This is a genomic window from Sphingobium sp. WR1, from assembly GCF_059693745.1.
Genome location: NZ_JCATID010000020.1, coordinates 89,138 through 113,366 on the forward strand (window position 1 = coordinate 89,138; position 24,229 = coordinate 113,366).

Genomic DNA, 24,229 nt, shown 5'->3' on the forward strand with positions numbered 1-24,229 from the left:
GTCTATCCTCCTGGCTTGTTGCGCTACCGAAACCGGCCCGGACCATAAGCGGCTGAATCGATGCTGGCAACCGCTTCCGGCAACGCCGCTCCGGTGAGCAAGGCCGCGCCCAGCAGAGCAGCGGCCGGCGCGGTCTGGATGCCGAAACCGCCCTGACCCGCAAACCAGAAAAAGCCCTGCGCGGAAGGATCAAAGCCGTAGACGGGCGCACGGTCGGGCGCGAAGCTGCGCAGCCCCGCCCATTTATGCTCGATCGCCTCGATCCGCCAGTCGACCGCCTCCTGAAAGCGTGCAACCGCCTGCGCCACCGCCAGTTCCTCGGGCGCGGCATCGCAGGGCGGCGACGGTGCCTCGTCATGCGGGGTCAGCCAGACGCGGCCCGGCCCCCCAGGCTTGAAATAGAAGCGCGAACGCAGGTCCATCACCAGCGGCAGGTCGGACGAAACCATGTCCGGCACCCGCAACTGCACCACCGTGCGCCGCAACGGCGTGATACCGACCGGCATGACGCTGCTGCGGCGCGCGACCTCATCCGCCCAGGCACCCGCGGCATTGACCAGCACGCGACATTCGACAGCCCCGTCGCGCGTCTCGATCCGCCAACCGCCCGCTATCGCCCGAGCGCCCAGCAGGGGCGAGGCCAGCCGCACATCGCCGCCCAGCGCGCGGAAGCGGCGCAGATAGGCCTGATGCAGCGCTGCGACGTCGATGTCGCGGCAGCTCGCCTCCATCACGCCCAGCGTCCAGTCCGGCCGCAGCCCCGACACCAGCGCGCCCGGATCGACCGGCTGGAGGTCGACCTTCCCGGCGAATTGCGCCAGCAGCGCGTCGCGCAGCGGCGCATCCTCCGCACGCCCGATATGCAGCGTCCGGCGCGGCGACAGGAAGCTGCACGCATGGAAATCCGGGTCCGGCGTGGTAAGCAACGGCCCCGAAGCGGTGGTCAACGGCTGCACCGCCGGCCCGCCATAAGTCTCCTCCCAAAAGGCAACCGAGCGGCCCGTGGCGTGATAGCCCGCCCGCTCCTCCATCTCCAGGATCAGCACGCGCGCATCGACGGCCAGTTGCGCGCCCAGGCTCGCGCCGGCCATGCCGCCGCCCACGATCACGATGTCGAAAACGGTCAAATCCCAGTCTCGTCCAGAACGATCTCGTCCAGAAAGATATCGATCCGACCCAGCGCATCGAGCCGCACCGGGTCGGATTCGCGCAATATCTCGTGCGCGGCCTCTTGCCCATAGACATGCAGGCGCGCATTGGGAAGCCGTGCCGCGACCTGCCGGATCGCGGCGGTCGACACCAGCCTGTCCGTTTCCGCCGCCAGGATCAATATCGGGCAGACGACCCGCGCCAGTTCCGGCGCCTCCGCCAGCAGCCGGGTCGAATCGAGCGCCTGCGCCACCCAGTTCCAGCTCGGCGGCCCCAGCGCGATCTCCCGGCTATGATCGCGCCACCACAGTTCGTCGGCGTAGCGATCGGGATCATGGGTCAGCCTTGTCTGCCGGATGATCCGCTGCCGTTCGCTATCCTCCTTCTGGGTCCAGGCGCGCCTGTCGCCCAACCCCCAGGCGATCATCATCCGTGTCACGGCGACGGCCAGCCAGCGCGGCAGCGGCGCGCTGTGCACACCCAGCATCGGTGCGATCAGCACCGCGGCATCGGGCTGCGGCATACCTTCGGCCAGCGCGCGCAGCAGCAGATGCCCGCCCATCGAATGGCCCAGCATCACCGCCGGTCCCCGCCCTTCCGCGCGCCACTCCGCCGCCAACGCTTTGAGGTCCGCGACATAGTCGGCGAAATCGCCGATATGGCCGCACAACGGATCGTCGGTCAGCCGCCCCGATCCGCCCTGCCCGCGCCAGTCGAAGCTGGTCACTTCCCAGCCGCGCCGCGCCATATGGTCGATCGCTTCCAGATATTTCTCGATCATGTCGCCGCGGCCGTTCAGCAGCAGCATCCGGCCGCGACTCCCGTCGCCCAGCCGGTAGCGGCGGAGCGCCCAGCCGTCGGGCGCATTCCAATGGTCCAGCCGCCCGCCCATAGGCCAGGCGCGCCGATCAAAGGCGGCAACGGAAATTGCGGAGGCGAAATCAGGCGAATCCATGCCCTTCATGGTTACGGTTTAGTAAGTCATGCGGTCTAGGGAATAGTGCCCATGTTTGGGGAATATTTCCGGCTGGCGCTGATGGTCGCCCTGGGCGCGCTGCTGATCGTGGCGGCGATCACCGATCTGCGCTCGCGCATCATCTCGAACCGGCTCAATCTGGCCGTGGCGCTGCTCGCACCGCTCTGGTGGCTGGCCTGCGGGCTGGAGCCCTGGCCGGGCATGGCGGTGCAGTTGCTGGCGGGGGTGCTGGTCTTCACCCTGTTCGCCATATTGTTCGCGATCGGCATGATGGGCGGCGGCGACGTCAAGCTGCTCGGCGCACTGGCGCTCTGGTTTCCATGGCAGGCGACGATCAGCCTGATCGTGCTGATGGCGCTGCTGGGCGGCGCGGTGACGCTGGCGACGGTCATCCATCATCGCTGGGCCAAAAGGCCCGGCCAGCCGGAGATTCCCTATGGCGTCGCCATATCGATCGCGGCTCTTTGGCTGCTTGGCGAACGATATCTTAACCAATTTGCGTGATGGTCGGGGCACTGGGGGCAGTGCACCCGTTCGAGGGAGGCGAATTTCGTCATGGATGCCAAGAAGATCGTGCTGCTGGTGGGCGCGCTGATCATAGCCGTTACGACCGCGCTGCTCGCGCGGAACATGCTGAGTTCGTCGAGCGCGCCACAGGTCAATGCCTCGGCCATGCCGACGGAAGCAGATTTGCCCCGCGTGCTGGTCGCCACCAAGGCGCTGCCCGTCGGCACCATCCTCGACCCGGAAAGCTTCCGTTTCCAGCCCTGGCCCAAGGATCTGGTCGAACAGGCCTATTATCTTCAGGGTCAGGCCGACCCGGCGAAGCTGGCCGGCAGCGTCGTGCGCACCGCCATTTCCGCGGGCCAGCCGATGACGCAGGGCGCGCTGGTGAAGCCGGGTGAACGGGGCTTCCTGGCCGCCGCGCTGGGCGCCGGTATGCGCGCCGTCACGGTTCCGGTGTCGGCGCAAAGCTCGGTCGCGGGCTTCGTCTTCCCCGGAGACCGCATCGACCTCGTCCTGACGCAGAGCGTCTCGGGCGGCGGCGACGGCGATCCGCTCAAAGTGTCCGAAACCATCCTGCGCAACCTGCGCGTGCTGGCCACCGACCAGCGGATGGACGCCATGGGGCCGGACGGCAAGCCCGTGGTTCAGACCTATTCCAACGTCACGATCGAAGTGACGCCCAAGATCGCCGAAAAGATCGCGGTCGCCCAGACGATCGGTTCGCTGTCCATGTCGCTGCGCTCGATCGCCGACAATGCGTCGGAACTCGACGCCGCCATCGCCGGCACCGATGTCGACCTGCCCGCAGGCGCCAGCCCGAGCGCGGAAAAGGCGATCCTGACCAAATTGGCCGCGCGCCCGGTCGATCGCGGTTCCACCTATTCCACCGGCGCCGACGTGTCGCGCTACCAGCGCAGCTCGGTTCCGGCGAAGGCGGACGCGCCCGTTTCGGCGATGGCTACGGCCAATGGCGCGCCGGTCGGCACCGTCGCCTTCAAGGGGCCGACGATCCGCGTGGCGCGCGGCACCAACGTGACCGAAATTCCGGTCGGGGGAAAGTAAGATGAAGAGCCTGCACCATCACGCTTCGCACGCTGTTCCCGCCATTGCGCTGGGTCTGGCCGTCGCGACGTTCGCAGCGCCGACCGCTACGCTCAACGCCGCGCTTTCCAGCGCGCAGGACAATGCGATCCTGATGTCGGTGGGCGGCAGCCGGGTGGTCAATCTGCCGTCAAAAATGTCCGACGTGGTGATCGCCAACCCCGATGTGGTCGACGTCCATGTCCGCTCGCAGAACCAGCTCTACCTGATCGCGAAGAAGGCCGGCGAAACCACCGTCTTCGTCACCGCGCCCAATGGCAAGGTGCTGTTTTCGGGCAATGTGCGTGTCGGCAACAACATCACCAGCATCGACGACATGCTGCGCCTGGCGATGCCCGAAGCCAATATCGCCGTGAACAACATGAACGGCATGGTGCTGCTGACCGGCACGATCAAGGCGCCCGAGGACGCGGCCGAGGTGGAGCGTCTGACCCAGGCCTTCGTCGGCAAGGACGTCACCGTGGTCAGCCGCCTGCGCATGGCGACCCCGCTGCAGGTAATGTTGCAGGTCAAGATCGCCGAAGTCAGCAAGGATATCGGGCACAGGATCGGCACGAATTTTGCCAGCGCGGATCGTGGCGGCGGAAAGATAGCCGGCAACATTGGCGGCGGCACGCGCGATTTCGCGCAATATGATGGCGAAAACAATAGCTGGACCTTCACCAATCCGATCGACGGCGGCTATAGCCTGGGCGGCGTGGCCCGCATCCTGGGCATGGACATTGCCGGCGCGCTCGACCTGGCCGAATCGAGCGGCCTTGCGACCACGCTGGCGCAGCCGAACCTGACCTCGCTGTCGGGCGAGACCGCCAGCTTCCTGGCGGGCGGCGAATATCCTTACACCGTCAATAACGGGCCGTCGTCGGGCAACAGCATCGAATTCAAGCAATATGGCGTGCAGCTGGCCTTCACGCCAACGGTGCTGGCCGACGGGCGCATTTCCCTGCGCGTCCGCCCGACCGTCTCCAGCCTCGACTTCTCGGTCGATGCCGATGTGCCGGCGCTGCGCAGCCGCACGGCGGAAACCACGGTGGAACTGGGTTCGGGCCAGGCCTTCATGATCGCCGGCCTGCTCAACGCAGATACGTCGAACAACATCAGTAAGGTGCCGGGCCTGGGCAACGTCCCGATCCTGGGCAGCCTGTTCAAGTCGCGCAACTTCCAGCGCCACGAAACCGAACTGGTCATCGTCGTCACCCCCTATCTGGTGAAGCCGATGAACGCATCCGACGTGCGCCTGCCCACCGACGGTTTCCGCAACGCCGATGTGACGCAAGGTCTGCTCGGGCAGCAAAGTCATGCCGGCGTGAGCGGCGCTCGCTCGCCCATGCCGAGCCGTGCACCCGGCGCGCCAGTCCCCGCCCCCGCTCCCGGCAACAGGGGTTCGGGCAAGGACACCGCCGCCCCCGGCTTCAGCTTCTGACGGAAGGACCGACGATATGACCTCCCAAATCCCTACCCGTCAAATCCCTACCCGTCCGTCCATCAGGACATTGGCCGCATTGGCCGCGCTCGCACTGCCGCTGGCGGGCTGCGCGACCGACAGCCCCAATCGCGGCGTTCAGTCGATCCACCAGCCGGTCGTGAGCTACGCATCCTACACGTTCGACGTGCAGGCTGGTGCAGGCGACACGCTGACGCCCAGCGAGGCAGGCCGGCTCAACGAATGGTTCACCTCGATCAATCTGGGCTATGGCGATCAGGTCTCCATCGTCTCGGACGGCTATTACGGCCCTGCGCTGCGCGAAGGCATCGCCAATGTCGTGGCGCGCCGGGGCCTGCTGGTCGGTGAAGACAGCTCCGCCGTCGCGGGCGTCGCGCCGCAGGGCGCCATTCGCCTCATCGTGCGCCGGGCCAGCGCCAGCGTGCCCGGCTGCCCCGACTGGAGCGCCAACCAGGAAACCGAAATATCGCTGGGCGGCTCGTCCAATTTCGGCTGCGGCGTGAATGGCAATCTGGCCGCCATGATCGCCAATCCGGAGGATCTGGTGCGCGGCCAGACCACGGACAGCGATTTGCGCACGGCCACCTCTAACCGCGCCATTTCCACCTATCGCGACAAGGCGCCGACCGGCGCCGGCGACCTCAGGCAGATCACGGCGGGAGCCCAGTAAGATGAACGCACCCTGGAAACCCGGCGCCGGCCTGCGCGATCCTTTCCACGCCTTCGTCTGTGACGATTACAGCTTCGACGTGCTGCGCGGCGTCGCCGCTGAAATGGGCTGGGCGCCGGAAAAGGTGAACAAGGGCGGGATGCGCAACGCGGTGCAGAGCCTGTCGATCACCGCATCCCCACAAATCCTGTTCGTCGACATGTCCGAAAGCGGCGATCCGCTGAACGATATCAACAGCCTCGCCGAAGTGTGCGAACCCGGCACGGTGGTGATCGCCGCCGGCCAGGTGAATGATGTCCGTCTCTATCGCGATCTCATCGCCAGCGGCATCCAGGATTATCTGCTGAAGCCCTTCGGCGCCGATCAGCTACGCGATGCGCTGGCTCAGGCGCAGGCGGTGTTCCTGGCGCCGCGCGACGCCGGGCCGGAACGCCCCCACTGCACCATGGCGGTGGTCGGCACGCGCGGCGGCGTCGGCGCCTCCAGCATCGCGACCTCGCTCGCCTGGATGCTGTCGGAAAAGAAGAAACGGCCGACCGCCCTGCTCGATCTCGACGTTCATTTCGGCACCAATGCGCTGGCGATGGATCTGGAGCCGGGCCGCGGCCTGACCGACGCGATCGAAAATCCCAGCCGTATCGACGGCCTCTTCATCGAGCGCGCGATGGTACGGGCCAGCGATACGCTGGCGATCCTGTCGGCCGAAGCGCCGATCAGCCAGCCGATGCTGACCGACGGTGGCGCCTTCTACCAGTTGCTGGAAGAATTTCGCGCGGCATTCGAATGCAGCGTCATCGACCTGCCGCGCACCATGCTGATCCAGCACCCGCATCTGATGAGCGACGTCAATGTGACCCTGGTCGTCACGGAACTGACGCTGGCGGCGGCGCGCGACACGATCCGCATCCTGTCCTGGCTCAAGACCAACGCGCCTCAGTCGCGCGTGGTGGTGGCCGCGAACCGCGTCCATCCCGGATCGCCCGAAATCAGCCGCAAGGATTTCGAGCAATCGATCGAACGCAAGGTGGACGTCCTCATCCCGTTCGATCTGCGCATCGCGTCGCAGGCGGCCAAGCTCGGCAAGACGCTCGCTGAAACCGCCAAGGGCAGCAAGGTCGGCGCGGCCTGCGGCACGCTGCTCACCGAAACGCTGGGCGCGGCGGACGCCAATGATGCCGCCGACGGCAAGCCCACCGCGAAAAAGGGCGAATCTCTGCTCGGCAAGATCGACTTCAAGAATATGATTCCGTCGCGTCGCAAGGCCGCGGTGGAAGACTGACGGGCGCGTCGCCCCGGCGGCGCTGCCCCATCAAGGACAGGCGAAAAGATGGACGGCAATATCCTGTTGATCGCGGTGCTGGTGGCGACGATGCTGGGCCTTGTCCTCGTCGCCTTCGCCGGCCCGTCGCCGGACAAGGCGCGCAAGCGCCGCGTCGCCCTGATCCGGGGTCGTCACAGCGATTCGGCCGAGGCGGTGATGGAAGCGCGTATGCGCAAGGCCATCTCCAATCGGCCGACCGGCACCGAAGCCAAGCTGCTGGTGTCGCTCATCCCCAACCCGGACAATCTGGCCAAGCGCATCCGCATGACGGGCAAGAAGTGGACGCTCAGCCAATATATGACGACCTGCGCCGTCATCTTCCTGGTCATCACGGCCCTCCTGTCGCTGCGCGGATTTCCCTTCCTGTTCGCGCTCATGGTTGGCCTTGCGGCGGGCCTTGCCTTGCCACACTGGTGGGTCGGGCAACTGATCAAGCGGCGGATCAACCAATTCACCGCCAAATTCCCCGATGCGCTGGAACTGCTGACGCGGGGCCTGCGCTCGGGCCTGCCGATCGCCGAGACGCTGGGCGTGGTGTCGAGCGAAGTTCCGGGGCCGGTGGGGGAGGAGTTCAAGCTCATCACCGAACGCATCAAGATTGGCCGGACGATGGAGCAGGCGTTGCAGGAAACCGCCGATCGCCTCGGCACGGCGGAATTCCAATTCTTCGTCATCACGCTCGCGATCCAGCGGGAAACCGGCGGCAACCTTGCCGAAACCCTGTCCAACCTTGCCACCGTGCTGCGCCAGCGCGCGCAGATGAAGCTGAAGATTCGCGCCATGTCGTCGGAATCGAAGGCGTCCGCCTATATCATCGGCGTGCTGCCCTTCCTGGTGTTCGGCATGATCTGCTACATCAACTATAATTATATGTCGCCCTTCTTCACCCCCGATCCGGCGGGCCTGTTCGGCCTGTCGACGATGCAGGTGATCGGCATCGGCGGCATGTGCTGGATGGCGATCGGCGCCTTCATCATGGCCCAGATGGTCAATTTCGAGATTTGATGGGGAGGCAGTAGAACCATGGACGCGCCCACCCCCGCCGGCACCCTGTTCGGCCTGACCGCCACCGATTTCGGCACCCTGCTCGCAGGCATCGCGACGCTGGTCATGCTGTTCGCCCTCTATGCCGTGATGACGGTGCGCGATCCGATGGCCAAACGGGTCAAGGCGCTCAGCGAACGGCGCGAGCAACTCAAGGCCGGTATCACCGCCTCGACCGCCAAGCGCCGCGCCAAGCTGGTGCAGAAGAACCAGACGACCGACCAGATGCGGTCCTTCCTGTCCAGTCTGAAGGTGTTGCAGGACGACCAGCTCAAGGATGCGCAGATCCGCCTGGCACAGGCCGGCATCCGGTCCAAGGATCTGGCCGTCGCCGTCATTTTCGGCCGCATGATCCTGCCGATCGTTTTCGGGGGCTTGGCGGCCATCCTGCTCTATGGTGTGGGCATCCAGCCTGAATGGGGGCCGGTGAAGCGCTTCTTCGCCTTCGCGGTCCCGCTCTTGCTCGCTTACAAGGCGCCCGACTTTTATATCGACAACAAGGTGCAGAAACGGTCCGCCGCGATCCGCAAGGGATTGCCTGATGCGCTTGACCTGCTGGTCATATGCGCGGAGGCGGGCCTGACCGTCGACGCCGCCTTCAGTCGCGTGGCGCGCGAACTGGGCAAGGCCTATCCCGAGTTGGGCGACGAGTTCCAGCTGACCGCGATCGAACTCAGTTTCCTGACCGACCGCCGCATGGCGTTCGAAAATCTCGCAACCCGCGTGAAGCTGGACGCGGTCAAGGGCGTGGTCACGACCATGATCCAGACGGAAAAATACGGGACGCCGCTCGCGTCGGCGCTGCGCGTCCTGTCGGCCGAGTTCCGCCACGAACGCATGATGCGCGCCGAGGAAAAGGCCGCGCGCCTGCCCGCGATCATGACGGTGCCGCTGATTCTCTTCATCCTGCCGACCCTGTTCGTCGTCATCCTGGGTCCGGCGGCCTGCTCGATCAGCACCGCCTTCTAAAAAATTGCGAAGAGCGGCGGGCGTTGCCGTAGCGTCGCCCGCCGTGTCGCCCGCTCCGCCTGAAAATGGCGGTAGCGGGCCGCCATTTTCCTGCTTATTTCGGAGATTATAGTCTTTCCGTGATTTCCGAGCCGGCAGATGATTCCATCCGCCTCGAAATCACCCTAACGACAGGAGTGGATCGCATGAAATTGGCAGCCATCGCCATTGCAACCCTGACCGCCGCCTTCGCCGCGCTGCCCGCGCAGGCGGCCCAGCCCGTGACCGGCCGCTGGGCCACGGTCGACGGCAAGGCGATCGTCAACATCGCGCCATGTGGCCGGCAAATCTGCGGCAAGATCGAAAAGATCGTCAAGCCCACCCCCGGCCGCCCGCAGACCGACGCCAAGAATCCCGACCCGGCCCTTCGCTCGAAACCGCTCGTCGGCCTGGCGCTGCTGTCCGACTTCTCGGACGCGGGCGACATCTGGAAGGGCACGATCTACGATCCCGAAAGCGGCAAGAGCTACACCAGCAAGGTCAGCCGCAACGACGATGGCACGCTGAAGGTGCAAGGCTGCATCGCTTTCTTCTGCAAGACCCAGACCTGGACACCGCTGCGCTGAGGATAGCGGCGGCCCGCCATGAATCGAGGCGCGCCTTTCCCTCTTTTCAAACCACCAGCACGATCTTCCCGAAATGCTCGCCCGCATCCATGCGCGCGTGCGCCTTCGCCGCGTCCGCCAGCGCAAACTTCTGGTCCATCGCCGGGCGCAGCCTGCCCTCCCCCACGAAGGACCAGACATTGCGCATCAGTTCGTCCGCGACCAGGCTCTTGAAGCCCGTCGAGCGTGCCCGCAGCGTCGATCCGGTGATGGTCAGCCGCCGCGTCATGATCGCGGGGATGAAGACGGTCGCTTTCGCCCCGCCCAGCACCGCGATCGACACATGCCGCCCGTCTTCGGCCAGACATTCCAGGTTGCGCGGCACATAGTCGCCGCCGACCATGTCCAGCACGGCCTGCACGCCTTGCCCGCCGGTGATCCGCTTCACCTCCTGGACATAATCCTGGGTCTTGTAGTTGATCGCATGGCTTGCGCCCCAGGCGCTGGCCTGTTCGCATTTCTCGTCGCTGCCGCAGGTGACGATGGTGGCGATGTCGAACAGCCGGCAAAGCGTGATCGCCATCGTGCCGATGCCACTAGTGCCGCCATGAACCAGCACCGTATCGCCGCCCACCACATAGGCGCGCTCGAACAAATTGGTCCACACCGTAAAGAGCGTCTCGGGCAGCGCCGCCGCCTCGGCCAGGTCGTAATCGTCGGGCACCGGCAGGCATTGGCCCGCGGGCGCCACCGCATATTCGGCATAGCCTCCACCCGCCAGCAACGCGCAAACCTTCTGCCCGACCAGCATGTCCGCGCCGCCCCCGGCCGCGACGATGGTGCCGGCCACTTCCAACCCCGGAATGTCGGATGCCCCCGCCGGCGGGGGATATTTCCCCTGCCGCTGGAGTATGTCGGGACGGTTGACGCCCGCGGCGGCGACCTTGATCAGAACTTCGCCAGCCCCCGGCGCCGGCACCGGCCGCCGTTCCGGCACCAGCGCCTCCGGCCCGCCGGGCGCGGCGATCCCGATCGCCGTCATCTCCGCTGGCACCTCAAACCCACTCGCCATCACCGCCGCCCCCCGAAAAGCTGCCGTTTTGTTGCACCTCCCAAAATAGTTGGGGGGAACGCGCGCCCTTATTGACAGAGTGGTGCGCAGGGTCAACATTGCGGTTCATGGACTTGGAAGACTATCTGCCGCGCAAGGGAGATGATCCGCTGGCCCGCCTGCTGACACAGGATCTGGGTCCGCTGTCCCTGGCCGAGCTGGAAGCGCGTATCACCGCTCTCGACGCCGAAATCGCGCGGACCAAAGCAAAGATTGAAAGCGCCGTTAACCACAAGGCAACAGCCGAGGCGCTATTCAAGCGGTGAACCGGCGCCCCGCCCCCAGCGCCCCGCAGGGCTTTTTCGGGCTTGGGCAGTCTGGCAATTCCGCTGATCGGGCGACGCGCCTTGATCATGCGTCGAGCAATGCCGACATAGGGTTCAAGGTCGCTCCCTACCGGGAGCTTGGAGTAAGATAATATGCCTTCATTCGCACCCGCCCTTGAAACCACCCTGCACAACGCACTGACCCATGCGTCGGAGCGCAAGCATGAATATGCGACGTTGGAGCATCTGCTCCTCGCGCTGATCGACGATGAACATGCGTCGAAGGTGATGCAGGCGTGCGGCGTGGAACTGGGTGAACTGGGCGACGCCGTCACCCATTATCTCGACACCGAACTGGACAGTCTGAAGGTCGAAGGGTCGAGCGACCCGTCCCCCACCAGCGGTTTCCAGCGCGTGGTCCAGCGCGCCATCCTGCACGTCCAGTCGTCCGGCAAGGATGAGGTGACGGGCGCCAACGTCCTGGTCGCGCTCTTTTCCGAACGCGAATCCTATGCCGTCTATTTCCTGCAACAGCAGGATATGAGCCGTCTGGATGCCGTCAGCTATATCAGCCACGGCGTCGGCAAGGGCACGCCCACGCCCGAGCGTCAGGAGACCAAGGGCGCCGCCGAGGAGGAAAAGAAGGTGCAGGACGGTAAGGCCAAGAAGGACAGCGCCCTCGACCAGTTCACCGTCAACCTCAATGAAAAGGCGGATCGCGGCAAGGTCGACCCGCTGATCGGCCGCACCGCGGAGGTGGAGCGCACGATCCAGATCCTGTGCCGCCGGTCGAAGAACAACCCGCTCTATGTCGGCGATCCCGGCGTCGGCAAGACCGCGATCGCGGAAGGCCTGGCGCGCAAGATCATCGAGGGCGACGTGCCCGACGTGCTCAAGGAAGCGGTCATCTACTCGCTCGACATGGGCGCGCTGCTGGCGGGCACCCGTTATCGCGGCGACTTTGAAGAGCGTCTGAAGGCGGTCGTCACCGAGCTGGAGAAGATGCCGCACGCGGTGCTCTTCATCGATGAGATCCACACGGTGATCGGCGCGGGCGCGACCAGCGGCGGCGCGATGGATGCGTCGAACCTCTTGAAGCCCGCTTTGTCGGGCGGCACGATCCGCTGCATCGGTTCGACCACCTACAAGGAATTCCGCAACCATTTCGAAAAGGACCGCGCCCTGCTGCGCCGGTTCCAGAAGATCGACGTCAACGAACCCACGATCGAGGATACGATCAAAATCCTCGCCGGGCTTCGCACCGCGTTCGAGGAACATCATCACGTCAAATATACGCCGGACGCGATCAAGGCGGCGGTGGAGCTTTCGGCGCGCTACATCAACGACCGCAAGCTGCCCGACAAGGCGATCGACGTGATCGACGAAGTCGGCGCGATGCAGATGCTGGTAGTGCCGTCCAAGCGCAAGAAGACGATCACGCCCAAGGAGATCGAGCAGGTCATTGCGACCATGGCCCGCATCCCGCCCAAGACCGTGTCGTCCGACGACAAGAGCGTGCTGGAATCGCTGACCACGGACCTGAAGCGCGTCGTCTTCGGCCAGGACAAGGCGATCGAGGTGCTGTCCAGCGCGATCAAGCTGTCGCGTGCGGGCCTGCGCGATCCCGACAAGCCGATCGGCAACTATCTCTTTTCCGGCCCCACCGGCGTCGGCAAGACGGAGGTGGCGCGCCAGCTCGCGACCCTGCTCGGCATCCCGCTCCAGCGCTTCGATATGTCGGAATATATGGAACGCCATTCGGTCAGTCGCCTGATCGGCGCCCCTCCGGGCTATGTCGGCTATGATCAGGGCGGCCTGCTGACCGACGCAGTCGACCAGAATCCGCACAGCGTGCTGTTGCTGGACGAGATTGAGAAGGCGCATCCGGACCTGTTCAACATCCTGCTCCAGGTGATGGACAATGGCCGTTTGACCGATCACCACGGCAAGACCGTCGATTTCCGCAACACCATCCTCATCATGACCACCAATGCCGGTGCGTCGGACATGGCGAAGGAAAGCATCGGTTTCGGCGAACTGACCCGCGAGGATGTGCAGGAAGATGCGGTGAAGAAGCTCTTCACCCCCGAATTCCGCAACCGCCTCGATGCCGTGGTGCCCTTCGGCTATCTGCCGCCGGAAATCGTCGCGCGCGTCATCGACAAGTTCGTGCTCCAGCTGGAGCTGCAACTGGCCGATCGCGACGTCCACATCACCCTGGACGAGGACGCCAAGGCGTGGCTCACCAAGAAGGGCTATGACAAGCTCTACGGCGCCCGCCCGATGGGCCGCCTGATGCAGGAGAAGATCAAGCAGCCGCTGGCCGAGGAACTGCTGTTCGGCAAGCTGGTCCATGGCGGCGAAGTTCATGTCCGCATGAAGGACAGCGACGAAGGTGGGGCGCTGGCCTTCGAAATCACCCCCGCCGCACCCAAGAAGGGCAAGAAGGGCGGCAAGGCGAAGACGACCGAAGGCACCAAATAAGCGCCGGTCAGGACAAACGGAAAGGGCGGCCCGCAACGGCCGCCTTTTTTTTTGCCGTCAGACGCCCCGTCCGTGCTTCCCGAACACCGTCGAGCCTGTCGAAGGCGTGTATCGAAGGACGATCGCCTTCGCCTCACCGAACGCCATTGTCTTCGCGCACGACCCCGTTAGTTTCGCTCGCCATGCGCCTCAAGGACCGCCTCCACAATCTCCGCCGCCGCGCCTTCGGCTCTTGGACGGTTGATGACCCCCGCCCGATCCAAGTCGAGGCGCCCTATACTTACTTCCTGCCCTCTGCGGAACGGATCGCTGCTCTGCGACCCGGCGATCTGGTCAAGCTGGTTATCCGCAGTCATCCGCCAAGCCTTGAATGGGATGCCGAGCGCATGTGGGTGGAATTGAAGACGTTCGGGCCGGACGGATGGAGCGGCGTACTGGCGAACACACCTTCCGACATGCCCCAATTGCGCGAAGGAAGCATGATTCAATTCCAGCCCTTTCACATCATTGATCTCATCTACGAGGGCGACAGGGACGTGCCGCCCCAATCGCCTCGACGCGAATATTGGGATCGCTGCATGGTCGACAGCTGCGTTCTCGATGACGGCGTCCCTGTCTATTATATCTATCGCGAAGAGCCGGATATGACCGACGAAGGCGATGCTCATCCCGACAGTGGTTGGCGGATCAGGGGAGACTATCGTGACCTGAGCGACGAGCAACTTGATGCCCGCAAAGCCGAATACATCGCTGTTGGCAAGGTATTGAACGTCGATGACAGCTGGCTGCACCTGATCGACAGTCCGGTCGGTTCGGCATGGCTGCGTAATTTCGATACCGGCGAATATCAGCCACTCGATGACGGTCAAAGTCATGTCGACAACTGACGCCATCATCCTTCTCCACGGCTTCGGCGGCCATCCGGTCCAGACCGCCCTGCTCGCCCGCCGCCTGCGGCAACATGGCTATGCCGTCGCCAATATCGGCTATCCCAGCTGGCGCTGGCCGATCGACCGAGTGCTTGACCATCTGCACCAAAGGATCATCGCCGCGCCGGTCCACGCGGCGCATCGCCTGCATTTCATCGGCCATTCGATGGGCGGCCTCCTGCTGCGCGCTTATCTGGCCCGTTACCGGCCGCTTCATCTCGGCAACATGGTCATGCTTGGTCCGCCCAATGGCGGCAGCGAACTGGCCGACCTCGTTTATCGGCTGCGCCTCCATCCACTAATCCTCAATCAGGCCGGCACGCTCCTGCGCACGAACCGCGACCTGAAGGTGGAAACGTTACTGGGTCAGGTCGACTATCCGCTCGGCGTCATAGCAGGCGACCGTCCGCTCAACGGCTTTCTCCCCAACCGCGTCTTTCGCGCGCCCAATGATGGCAAGGTTCGTGTGGCGGCGACGCATATTGCGGGCCAGACCGACCATATCGTCCTGCCTGTTGCGCACACCGCGATGATCTATGCCCGTCCCGTGCTCGATCAGATCATCCACTTTCTGCGCGCCGGCCATTTCGAACGCGCAAGATCCTGACCGTTCCGAAGCCGAAGTCGGCGAACGGGCATTTCAAGACCATGGCGGAAGCGGCAGATCAGAATTCTGATCCGCCTGTTGAAAACCGATATATGCTGAGGAAATGGTGGAGCCTAGGGGGGAAGGCATTAAGAAACCGAAACCCTCGCAAATCCGCCACTTTTTAGCTTTGCTACACCTCTCTGTGTATCAGCCTTGTGTTACAGATCAAGGGTGCAGATCAGGATTGGCATCAATCATAAAAAAAACGCCTCAAAAAAGACTGGAGCTTGGCACCCAGTTGCAAGGAACATCCTCACAAATGTGCCGTTGTTCCTTACGATCTTCACGGTCTTCCGCCGCTAATCCGACAGCACAGAGGCCAGAAATTTGGCTCAGACAAATGCAGCGGAGCCATTAGATGTGGGGCAACCTACGCCCCACACAATTTAATGAAAACAATAAGTTACGATAAAACCCCCTTCATTTATATCTAGCCATATCTACTATCTACACTCACTGAGTTTCGGACATCCCGAAATCCGTAAGGTTGGTGCCGTTGAAATCGCAGTGAACCTTGAATTTCAGCTCCAAGTTGAAAGCGTTCTTCGCGGTCGCCGACATCAACACCTGCGTCCGTCCCTCCCTTCCCGTGCGGAAGTCATATCCCAGTGGGAAATCGACCGTTGACGGATGGGTGGCATTGCTCAGGACCGCGTTCCTACAGGCTACAACAGCCTCGGTTTCTTCCATGGGGTCAACCTTGGCGAAGCTGCGCCCGTTCGTCGCATCAGCGGCCACGAAATCGAAAGACAGCATCTCCCCGGCGGTAAAGCAGGGAACGGAGAAAACCTTTCCCTTGGTGGTCTTATTGAGAACAAGGGATTGGTGATCCAGAGCCTCACATTCGCGGCGCTGTTCCATGATCCGTTTCATGACTTTCACAGCCGCCGTTCGCAGCCCCGCGCTGCCTTCCGGCCACTCGAAATCCGCGTCCGTGTAAACGCGCCGTCCATCGGCGGCCGTTTTGACCTTACGCAGGGATGACGAGGGAACCCACCCAGCAAGGCGCGGAACATCGTTGCTCGTGGGAGTATGAATTTTCGACCAGTTTCCCACGCGGCAATGTTCACGCACGGTATGGCCCTCCTCCATCGGGAAGGGGACAGTTTCGTCACCAATTTTCCACGGCACGGTCGCCGAGGTCGTGTTTGGAGCAGAACGTAAGTTGACATCACTTTTTGCGGCGAAGTGTAGGTTAAAGCACGTTTTGGCAGCCCATAGCGTTGCTCTGCCCCGTTGTCTTGATGCGCGTTGACAGGGCGATCAGCAATCCCAACGTATGATGAAACCGAAATCACACCATTGGCAGGCCGTCCGGATAAATGAGCGCGAACGGCTGCCATTGCGATTGGGCAGACAGGGTTAGACATGTTGCCCAGCCTTGATGCCCTAGATTATCCAACAGCCGCAACCAAGGCTCAGGCCGAACGAACCGGGCATGGACTGCACCGTGACATCGGCGGCAACATCCATAGCCTTCCAACGGGGAAGAGTATCTTTCGACATGTAAGGTGATCGCTCCCGGTGTCGCGGGCCGATCAAATCCGCATATCGAGCAAGATACTGGACGCGCTATCAGACCTTGCCGGAAGGCGGCGCGCTGAATTGGGATTGTCGCTTGTCGCTCCTCTGGGGACCAGCCGTTATACCATGTGCGGCACCAGCCGCGATGCAAGGTCATGCGGCCACCCTTCGCAATCGCCGGATGATGGCTACCTGCCGCTTCCCCCTCGCCAAGCCCACCACAAGGCTGCCGCACAGCACATTGGCAATGTCTTCCGTCAGATCGGGATGCCGACCTTCCACGGCCAACCCGTGCAGGTCTTCCAATAGCGCGGTTAGGTCTGCGAAGCGTTCCTGAGCCGACTTCATGCCGCCGCCTCGGCAAGCACCCGATAAACCGAGGCACGACCGATGCCGAGGACGGCAGCAATTTCCGAAGCCCCCGCTCCGGCATCTTTCATGGCACACACCTGCTGTGTTTTGGCGCGGGCGGTCGGTGCTCGCCCCCGGTATTTCCCAGCCGCCTTCGCCTTAGCAATTCCGTCCTTTTGGCGCGAAAGCATCACGGCTCTTTCAAATTCTGCGACGGCCGCAAACAAGTGAGCAGCATCCGCCCGCTGGGCGATTTCGTGTCCATCTCGGAGCCGCCGAAATCCAAAATTCTCAGGCCAACCCTCTTGGCTTCCAGTTTTCCCACGATACTCAACAAATCGGTGGTGGACCGAGCCAGTCGGTCAAGACGCGTCACGACGAAAACATCACCCTCGCGGACGAAATCCAGTGCTGCATCCAGTTGCACCCGCGCCGCGACCGAAGAGGCCATTTCAGTAAAAACTCGTGTGCACCCGGTTGCAAGCAATTGGCGCTCTTGGGCGTCAAGACCGGCGATTTGCTCGGACGTGCTGCTCCGTCGGTAGCCTACAATCACAACATTCCTCCTAAGAATTAGGGGAAGCCTACCCGCTTGCGCGGTGGACGCCAGCCCGAAGTGTATTGCAAGACCAGCACAGCGGAACCGACCCGTTCATTAACTGCGATGGCCCAATCGCCGCTGAAAATCGTTATTGGTCGCTTCGTATACGGGGCGTTGCCTACCCAATTTGCGCAGTCGCCTCAAACTATCAGGTTTACTATCTCCTGGATCAATCGTGCCGATGCCATCAGGAGCTGTGCCATGGCCACCTCACCCGTTTCCGCCACTTCCGCCACGATGTTTGCCGCCGACGCCTATGTGCCATTTGAGGCGGTTTTTGATGACATTGATGGATTGTCAGCGCGCGAGGTAGTTGAGCTTTGGCAAGCCTTGAGGGACTTTCTCTGGGACGCGATCATAAGCGACGTGCCTGAAGATATCGCAGCCGAATATCGGGCGCTGGGGCTAGATACCACGGCCATCCTTCTGAACGACATTCAGATCGGTTCCCTGAAATTCAAAGGCTTTCTCCTTTGGGCGCTTGCAGCCGTTTCAACTCCCGTGGTCGGGGAAGCCGTAAAACAGTCTGAAACAGGGCAGGCTGCCAGCAAGGCGTTGAGCCACTATATCGACACCTATGCGGCGGCCACCGTGGCAGTTGGTAAGGATGTCTATCGGGAGATTTACCCAGTCCTTGAGCGGCACGCCCGTAAAGGCAATGACTATCAAGGGTTTCAAGTCGTAAAATGCGAACTCACAGACGCGGGCATGTCGCTGACCGTCCGCAGATATGTGCCATCCCGTCCGGGACGCGGCGGCTTCACGTTTTGATGGCGATGCTCACGAACACCCGGAACCTCGCTCGAATTTCCGGTGACTAGGAGCCTGCGTCTCACGAGGGTCTAAACGCTGTGAGAATGGCTGAATTTCGGTATGAGACCACCCTTACGAGACATTTGGGCGGGTCCGCCGCCGGTCTCACTGGGGCAAGCCCTAATGCGATAGTGGACCTACCCCGTCGCATTAGGTGTGTGCACGAGGCCCTGCACCTACAATGCCGCTCGGCCAAATTTGAGCGTCACGACAAAGTCGGGCAGTGTAAGCTCACAGCCGAGGCCATGAGCCTTGAGCTTCGAGGTAGGTCCGCGATCTCGCTACCATCCTAGTAGACCGCGCTCAATTCCTTCTTTCGGATCATGCGAAGCAGGTTAACATTGCCCCATTGCACGAACCATGGCGATGCCTCGAAGCTTTCGACCGCAGCAAGGGCATCCACCAGCGAGATGACTGGCAGCTTCATTCGCGCCCGCAGCCCCTGAAACAAAGCAGCGCGCTCCGCTTTGCCGACATATGGGCAGGAAAGAATGTCGAGTGCGAGATGCGCAGACTGGGCGTCGAGCCTCAAGTCCGGCCCAGTGAGAAGGAGTGTAGAAGCGCGAGCAAAAAGTTCGCTGCGCAACAAAGCGAAGGCCGTGTCACCTTTGAGACAGAACAGGTAAGACACGATCTCAAAATACTGATGGTGGTCACATGGACTACAGAAATCGTGAAGCGCTTTCAGGGTAAGTCCCTCCTCGCGGCCAACGTCTCCCAGAACAAGCAGAACGTTAATGGCTTCAAGAGGAACGCACTCCGTTGCCTTAAAAGTCGCTGACGCTTGAAAGCTTTTCGCAAATTGAAACGTCCATCTCACAATCTGCTCCGACAAAAATGTCTTCCGTTCAGGAATTTTTTCTGAGAAGAAGTTGAACGATTGTATCGCAGCCTGAGCCACCCGAAGCGAAGATGGAACAGTCGGGTCTACGTTATAGAGGAAGTAAATCGCTTCTAGAAGGGCCATGATCGCGGCGACGTAATCATCGTCGCCGACTGCCTCGCGTAAAATTCCTTTGTCGTAATCAGATATGAGAGCAGAAATGCGGCCAGCCAGAGCGCCAATGACATAATTCGAGATGGCGTCATACCCTGCGCCATTGTCGAAGCAGTTTGCTTTTATCCCGTCGAGGAACGACCTTAGAAGAGCTTGGGACCTGTATATGGCTCGTGGGTAGCAATAGGTGCCATCAAGCAGCTTGTCGGTTCTTATGAAACCGCGAAAGAAGCTCTGCAATATGTTATCAGCGCCATGCACCACCCGCGACTTCTTGGTGATGAAAGGGCGCGGGACAATAGTTGTTTTCTCCTCATTGAGGTGAAGATTAAAGTCGGAAAGCGCAAGACGGAGCGCAGATAAAACTTCATCTACAATTTTACGCTCACGGGCAAAAATATAAAAATCATCGACATACCGGCGGAACTCAAAATCCGTTTTCCAACGATGACCAAGGCCTTCCACCTTCTTGATTGCTCGACGATCAACTTCACTAAGAATAAGCTCCGCGAACACCCGACTAACTTCGGGACCAATACAAATTCCGTTTGTTTCATTAAAGTTGACCGATTGCATAAGACGATCAAAGCGATTGCTGAACGTGTCCTGTGCAACGCTGTCTTTTGCTGTCTGAACGTCGGCGGTCGCCCAGAAGAGAGTGTGCGTATATATGCTATTGAAGCACTTTGAGACGTCCGCAAGGCACATCACACCATACTTTTTTTCCAAGCCCGTATAGTCAGCAGAATTAAAGAACTTAAAGGCTCTATCCACACCTTTATAAGAAAAGTACGATGCCGGATTTGACACGGAGTTCTCAATATCCACTGTGTCGACGCCCGGTTTCTTGAGCATATTCTTCTCGCTCGCCGGTCCACGAACGAAAAATAAGCTTCCAATCTTTCGCGGTGAGCGAATTGACGCTTCGGACTTCCTACAGTGATAACAGATCAATTGACCATCCCGAGCATAGAACTCAGCGATATCTCGCTGGCCAGCAGGATGAATGAGACTGAGCTTGCGTGATGATCCATTGGCCCGGCTGATGTGATAGCGGTAGGGCATCGTGTAGGGCTTTGAACCCGACAGCAGCGTCGTCACAAACTCACGATTGTGAGCGTTTGAACTGGGGACCTTCGCGTTCCGATAGAAACCATCATTTGAAATTATGATGGGGACATCGCCCGGCATCGTGTCGGTAACCAATGCCCGTAGGTAGTCCGTCTTGTGGATGTTGCCCTTGGCGACGACGCGTTTACGCATGAGACCAACACGATGTTAGTTGAGCCAACCGAGCAGGCCCAAACGAGAAGAAGCGCTTGTTTGAATACCCGGCACTAAACGTTAGCCTCGTTAACATGGCTCTTTGAGCGGGAGTGATCATTGGGCGCAGTTTGTTTTTTGGGTGGCCCGACCAAAGGACGTTCCGAAGATATTTATCTAACTCACCCAAAGCAACCGAGGCACCATGATCTATGAGCGGGTAATTAAAGTAGATACCAGATGCGCGCCGAACACCAGTTTGACGATCAACGAAGTTAAAGTTGCTAGTGAGCAGTCTTATACGAGCGTGCATATCTGCGAAGTTCGCATCATCAGCAAACTTTACTAATGTCATCGCAATTCTCGATTTAATCTTTTTTACCTTTTTTGAGGCAATATCAAGCTTAACTGTTCGAGAAATTTTGTTGTCTGGCCGTCGAGCAGGGCGATCAACGGTAAATTGATATCCAAGAAAGTCGAAAATGTGGGCAACCCCGGTTGTCCCCTTCTTGAAACCTTCAAAATCCATCGCGAAGCTTTTCGAGTTGAAGGAGAGGCTCTGAGGAAGAGCCTTGGTAACGCTGGATACCATCTCTTCCTTCGCCTCACTTCCATCAGTAATGATGAAAATGTCGTCCACAAACCGTGCGTAGAACCATACCTCATCTAGTTCGGACACGTGACGATCAAAGGTACGGAGAAGGTATTCTGCCAACGTAGCACTTAATCCCAAGCCTCTAGGCAAACCTGAAACTCCGGCTTTGTTAAGCTCCGCAAAGAACGAGCGCAGAACGCGTGCGGATTGACCTGAAAAACCTGCGTCTCTCTCAAGTGCCGAAACCACGGTACCGGGCGACACGCTCTCGTAGAAGCTTTTTACATCGAATTTATAGACCCGGTATCTACCGCCGTCTTCAAGAAATCGCCTTATGCACTGGATAATGAACTCACGGTCGTCTTGCCGCACCCCAGTTAGGCGGCGAATATTCTTAGCGAGATGCCTGACGACGAGCCGCTCTGAAATGTCCGTGAGCTGGTAGACATACTTGCCCCTCAGCTTATTTTTCAGCAGTGAGACTGAGGTGAAACCGGATTGGCCGAGCGCAACAGATTTTGCGATTACTGCGTCCCGGTAGGCAGGGGTCAGGAGGTGCTTGTCCTCAATGAAGTCAGCCGGTTGGAGATGTCGCGCAATTGCGCTGGCATGTATGGTTGGATCAAACACGCGCGCTGCACTCTTTCCTCGTCTATGCGACGACGGCGGTGCGAACGTCGGCCTGTTTCGGGTTGTGGCGTTGGTAAGCCGAGGGAACGGCGTGCGTCAACGCCCTCGTTCTTCCGGGCTCAAGCCTTAAAGGTCGCCGGTTCTGCGTTCAGCATCCCACATAGCTTTCAAACGGGGGAGGATTGGCAGCGACCGCTAAACACGAAGTCCGCTCTGGTACTCCGTATTGAAACGTCGGCGCAACTCGGTACGGTGCCTGCTCTAACTTAGAGGTCATACCGCTCCTCTCAACAGGTTACTCTGCCGCGATAGCCTGAACCCTCGAAGCCGAGCGCCGCGCCTTCGCTTCCTTGCTGGTGCCGGGGTGGTCCGCGTGATCGCCAACCATGTCTCTATACTTTGCAGGTACAGTCGCTAACGGTTCGGGATCGGGCACGGGAGTACGCCGAGGTGGCAGCAGTTTTAGGGACTGAGCTGTTGGGTTATCGAGCAATTGCGCCCTAATCTCTCGTGCCAAGACTTCTGCCAATAACGAGGGCACAGCGTTGCCTAGCATGCGCTGGACCTCTGTGCGCCCGCAGGAAAACGTCAGTCCGTCGGGAAACGTCTGGAGGCGGCACATCTCGCGCCCCGTCAGCTTTCGGTTATTCCAGTGAAATGGTCCGATAGAGGAGCCGGGCTGCGCCTGGATTGTCCATGAGGGTTGGTTCTTGGCTAGCTTGAGCAAGAAGCTCCAATATCGAGTGCGCCAGCCAAACAGGTTCATCCCGCCCTTGCGGTTTGTATGCCAGAGATAGTTTTCGCCCTCTGGAATGCTCGGCAGCAGGTCGCCCCACTTGCCCCCTACGGCGAGCGACGGTTCATTCGGGTTGGCTGGCAGGTCGCCAATCGCGTCCCAAGCTGTCGTGAACGGGTGACGCTCCCCCAAGAGATCACCATCCTCAGCGGAGCCATGGGTTGGCTGCGGGAATTGGAAGTGGCGTCCATCACGGCTTCCGACAAGAAACACCCGCTCGCGGTTCTGAGGAACGCCATAGTGCGCAGCGTTAAGCATTTGCCAGTCGACACGGTAGTTAGTCCCGGCCTCCCGATTGACCTCCTCGATGCCGTCTAGCAGGTGGCGCAGTCCCTCATCCTTGCCTATGTAGGCGAGGCCGGTGACATTCTCGAGTAGAAAGGCGCGCGGCCGAAGGTCGCGCAGGACGCGCAAGTAGGCGGTCAACGTATCGGCGCGCGGGTCATCAAGCCGTTTGGTATCCCCATTCATCCAGTAGCTTGCCTTGGAGAACGGCTGGCAAGGTGGCCCACCAATCAGCATGTCGGCCTCCCCCGGCTGCAACTCACCAACGGCCGCAATCCTGTCAGACGTCGCTTCGGGTCCGTGAATATCGCCCTCAATCAGGCCCCACTCCGGGCGGTTTTCGCGGATGGCAGAGCAGCAGAATGAGTTAAACTCGACAGCTACCCGCGTCTGAAAGCCCGCCGCTTCAAAACCAAAGTCCAGCCCCCCGACACCACTGAAAAGGCTAATCGTCTTGAGAGGCTTGTCGATCATCTGCTACCCATGTTTCCCTTGTTCCGCATCCGTTCCACTCTTAACCACCGGAGGCCAAATGGCAAACCTCTTTCGCAAGGCGCGCGCCGAGCCCGTCGTGCGAGCTTGCGCCGAGGATGAAAACATACCCGATCCCTACTGGACCGAGCGAGTGCAGCGCCTCTCGGAAGTAATCGAGTATCGTGTCTCCGCAACTTGCATTGCCATGCTTGGCACCGCCATGCTCGCCAAAGCACTGCATCACGGGGTCAATCTCTACTGGTTCAAACCAACTCATGTCGATGCGAATGAGAAAGACCGGGCCTACTCCGCACGCACCCTCTGCCATACGGTGCTGGTACCGCTATCTGCCGAGTATGGGTTCAGCCTCGGGGTCAGCGGGCGCGAACCACTGAATAATCAGCCGTTCTTTCGCATGGAGCGGCTGGACGATGGCACACCGGTTAATCCAGCGGCGCAAGCAGCGTTCAATTACATGATGGAACTCGTCGCTGAGGTTCAGGCCCTACCCGACGAGGTCGCGGCACGGCGCGCGCTGCAAGCGTTTATCGTCGTGCGGCGCAACTATGTCACGACCTATATACCGGCAGCCGAAGCAATTATCGCCTCCCCTGCCGCTCTGGTCGTGCCCCGGGTGATGGTGTAGTTCGACGGTAGCGAAGCTGACCGGACGCGCGCTCATCGATCAAGCGCAGT

Annotated in this window: 24 protein-coding genes; 14 read left to right on the forward strand and 10 right to left on the reverse strand. The window is 61.0% G+C overall.

What is annotated here, in order from left to right:
• Positions 1-23: 23 nt before the first annotated feature.
• Positions 24-1,127, reverse strand: coding sequence for an NAD(P)/FAD-dependent oxidoreductase (locus AC58EF_RS20675; protein WP_497278267.1), 1,104 nt, complete (start codon positions 1,125-1,127; stop codon positions 24-26).
• Complete coding sequence (locus AC58EF_RS20680; RefSeq protein ID WP_497278268.1) at positions 1,124-2,113, reverse strand: alpha/beta fold hydrolase; 990 nt, start codon at positions 2,111-2,113, stop codon at positions 1,124-1,126. Before AC58EF_RS20680 ends, AC58EF_RS20675 begins: the two co-directional genes overlap by 4 nt.
• Positions 2,114-2,155: 42 nt before the next feature.
• Between AC58EF_RS20680 and AC58EF_RS20685 the strand changes: the two genes are divergently transcribed.
• From AC58EF_RS20685 to AC58EF_RS20720, 8 genes are all read left to right on the forward strand, one after another.
• A complete protein-coding gene (locus tag AC58EF_RS20685; RefSeq protein WP_497278269.1) occupies positions 2,156-2,629 on the forward strand; it encodes an A24 family peptidase in 474 nt (157 codons plus the stop codon).
• A gap of 51 nt (positions 2,630-2,680) precedes the next feature.
• Positions 2,681-3,694, forward strand: coding sequence for a Flp pilus assembly protein CpaB (cpaB, locus tag AC58EF_RS20690; RefSeq protein WP_497278270.1), 1,014 nt, complete (start codon positions 2,681-2,683; stop codon positions 3,692-3,694).
• 1 nt (position 3,695) lies between these two features.
• Positions 3,696-5,156 (forward strand): type II and III secretion system protein family protein, encoded by a 1,461-nt coding sequence (locus AC58EF_RS20695; protein WP_497278272.1) that lies wholly within the window; start codon positions 3,696-3,698, stop codon positions 5,154-5,156.
• 16 nt (positions 5,157-5,172) lie between these two features.
• Positions 5,173-5,847 carry a CpaD family pilus assembly protein gene (locus AC58EF_RS20700; RefSeq protein ID WP_497278273.1) on the forward strand — a complete coding sequence of 225 codons (675 nt, stop codon included), beginning with the start codon at positions 5,173-5,175 and terminating at the stop codon, positions 5,845-5,847.
• Position 5,848: 1 nt separating this feature from the next.
• A complete protein-coding gene (locus AC58EF_RS20705; RefSeq protein ID WP_497278274.1) occupies positions 5,849-7,126 on the forward strand; it encodes a pilus assembly protein CpaE in 1,278 nt (425 codons plus the stop codon).
• 48 nt (positions 7,127-7,174) lie between these two features.
• Positions 7,175-8,173: a type II secretion system F family protein gene (locus tag AC58EF_RS20710; protein ID WP_497278275.1), complete on the forward strand. Its 999-nt coding sequence runs from the start codon at positions 7,175-7,177 to the stop codon at positions 8,171-8,173.
• Between the two features lie 18 nt (positions 8,174-8,191).
• Positions 8,192-9,181 (forward strand): type II secretion system F family protein, encoded by a 990-nt coding sequence (locus AC58EF_RS20715; protein ID WP_497278276.1) that lies wholly within the window; start codon positions 8,192-8,194, stop codon positions 9,179-9,181.
• A gap of 185 nt (positions 9,182-9,366) precedes the next feature.
• The gene (locus tag AC58EF_RS20720) at positions 9,367-9,786 is read left to right on the forward strand and encodes a DUF2147 domain-containing protein (protein WP_497278277.1); all 420 of its coding nucleotides are present in this window, start codon (positions 9,367-9,369) and stop codon (positions 9,784-9,786) included.
• A gap of 46 nt (positions 9,787-9,832) precedes the next feature.
• Here AC58EF_RS20720 and AC58EF_RS20725 read toward each other — a convergent pair whose 3' ends face one another.
• On the reverse strand, positions 9,833-10,837 hold the full coding sequence (locus tag AC58EF_RS20725) for an NAD(P)H-quinone oxidoreductase (RefSeq protein WP_497278278.1): 1,005 nt from the start codon (positions 10,835-10,837) through the stop codon (positions 9,833-9,835).
• Between the two features lie 107 nt (positions 10,838-10,944).
• Here AC58EF_RS20725 and AC58EF_RS20730 point away from each other — a divergent pair, with 107 nt between their 5' ends.
• The 4 genes from AC58EF_RS20730 to AC58EF_RS20745 all read left to right on the forward strand — a co-directional run bounded on the left by AC58EF_RS20730 (position 10,945) and on the right by AC58EF_RS20745 (position 15,162).
• Positions 10,945-11,142 carry a DUF1192 domain-containing protein gene (locus AC58EF_RS20730; protein WP_497278279.1) on the forward strand — a complete coding sequence of 66 codons (198 nt, stop codon included), beginning with the start codon at positions 10,945-10,947 and terminating at the stop codon, positions 11,140-11,142.
• Between the two features lie 153 nt (positions 11,143-11,295).
• On the forward strand, positions 11,296-13,626 hold the full coding sequence (gene clpA / locus AC58EF_RS20735) for an ATP-dependent Clp protease ATP-binding subunit ClpA (protein ID WP_497278280.1): 2,331 nt from the start codon (positions 11,296-11,298) through the stop codon (positions 13,624-13,626).
• A gap of 182 nt (positions 13,627-13,808) precedes the next feature.
• Positions 13,809-14,513, forward strand: a complete 705-nt coding sequence (locus AC58EF_RS20740; protein ID WP_497278281.1) for an immunity protein Imm33 domain-containing protein — start codon at positions 13,809-13,811, stop codon at positions 14,511-14,513.
• The gene (locus tag AC58EF_RS20745) at positions 14,500-15,162 is read left to right on the forward strand and encodes an alpha/beta fold hydrolase (protein WP_497278282.1); all 663 of its coding nucleotides are present in this window, start codon (positions 14,500-14,502) and stop codon (positions 15,160-15,162) included. Before AC58EF_RS20740 ends, AC58EF_RS20745 begins: the two co-directional genes overlap by 14 nt.
• A 495-nt stretch (positions 15,163-15,657) precedes the next feature.
• Here the strand turns inward: AC58EF_RS20745 and AC58EF_RS20750 are convergent, their stop codons facing one another.
• The 4 genes from AC58EF_RS20750 to AC58EF_RS20765 form a co-directional block, all read right to left on the reverse strand.
• Positions 15,658-16,278 (reverse strand): hypothetical protein, encoded by a 621-nt coding sequence (locus AC58EF_RS20750; protein WP_497278283.1) that lies wholly within the window; start codon positions 16,276-16,278, stop codon positions 15,658-15,660.
• Between the two features lie 603 nt (positions 16,279-16,881).
• Complete coding sequence (locus AC58EF_RS20755; RefSeq protein ID WP_497278284.1) at positions 16,882-17,076, reverse strand: hypothetical protein; 195 nt, start codon at positions 17,074-17,076, stop codon at positions 16,882-16,884.
• Entirely contained in the window at positions 17,073-17,270 is a 198-nt protein-coding gene (locus tag AC58EF_RS20760) for a helix-turn-helix domain-containing protein (RefSeq protein WP_497278304.1), read from the reverse strand. Before AC58EF_RS20760 ends, AC58EF_RS20755 begins: the two co-directional genes overlap by 4 nt.
• A complete protein-coding gene (locus AC58EF_RS20765; protein WP_497278285.1) occupies positions 17,270-17,635 on the reverse strand; it encodes a recombinase family protein in 366 nt (121 codons plus the stop codon). Before AC58EF_RS20765 ends, AC58EF_RS20760 begins: the two co-directional genes overlap by 1 nt.
• A gap of 246 nt (positions 17,636-17,881) precedes the next feature.
• On the opposite strand from AC58EF_RS20765, the gene AC58EF_RS20770 reads away from it, so the two are divergent.
• Positions 17,882-18,451: a hypothetical protein gene (locus AC58EF_RS20770; RefSeq protein WP_497278287.1), complete on the forward strand. Its 570-nt coding sequence runs from the start codon at positions 17,882-17,884 to the stop codon at positions 18,449-18,451.
• A gap of 331 nt (positions 18,452-18,782) precedes the next feature.
• Here the strand turns inward: AC58EF_RS20770 and drt3b are convergent, their stop codons facing one another.
• The 3 genes from drt3b to AC58EF_RS20785 form a co-directional block, all read right to left on the reverse strand.
• Complete coding sequence (gene drt3b / locus AC58EF_RS20775) at positions 18,783-20,753, reverse strand: antiviral reverse transcriptase Drt3b (protein ID WP_497278288.1); 1,971 nt, start codon at positions 20,751-20,753, stop codon at positions 18,783-18,785.
• Positions 20,746-21,978 carry an antiviral reverse transcriptase Drt3a gene (gene drt3a, locus AC58EF_RS20780; RefSeq protein WP_497278289.1) on the reverse strand — a complete coding sequence of 411 codons (1,233 nt, stop codon included), beginning with the start codon at positions 21,976-21,978 and terminating at the stop codon, positions 20,746-20,748. The genes drt3b and drt3a overlap by 8 nt, the downstream gene beginning before the upstream one ends.
• Positions 21,979-22,273: 295 nt before the next feature.
• Positions 22,274-23,533: a DNA cytosine methyltransferase gene (locus AC58EF_RS20785; protein ID WP_497278290.1), complete on the reverse strand. Its 1,260-nt coding sequence runs from the start codon at positions 23,531-23,533 to the stop codon at positions 22,274-22,276.
• Between the two features lie 58 nt (positions 23,534-23,591).
• On the opposite strand from AC58EF_RS20785, the gene AC58EF_RS20790 reads away from it, so the two are divergent.
• Positions 23,592-24,179, forward strand: coding sequence for a restriction endonuclease, SacI family (locus tag AC58EF_RS20790; RefSeq protein ID WP_497278291.1), 588 nt, complete (start codon positions 23,592-23,594; stop codon positions 24,177-24,179).
• Positions 24,180-24,229 lie beyond the last annotated feature (50 nt).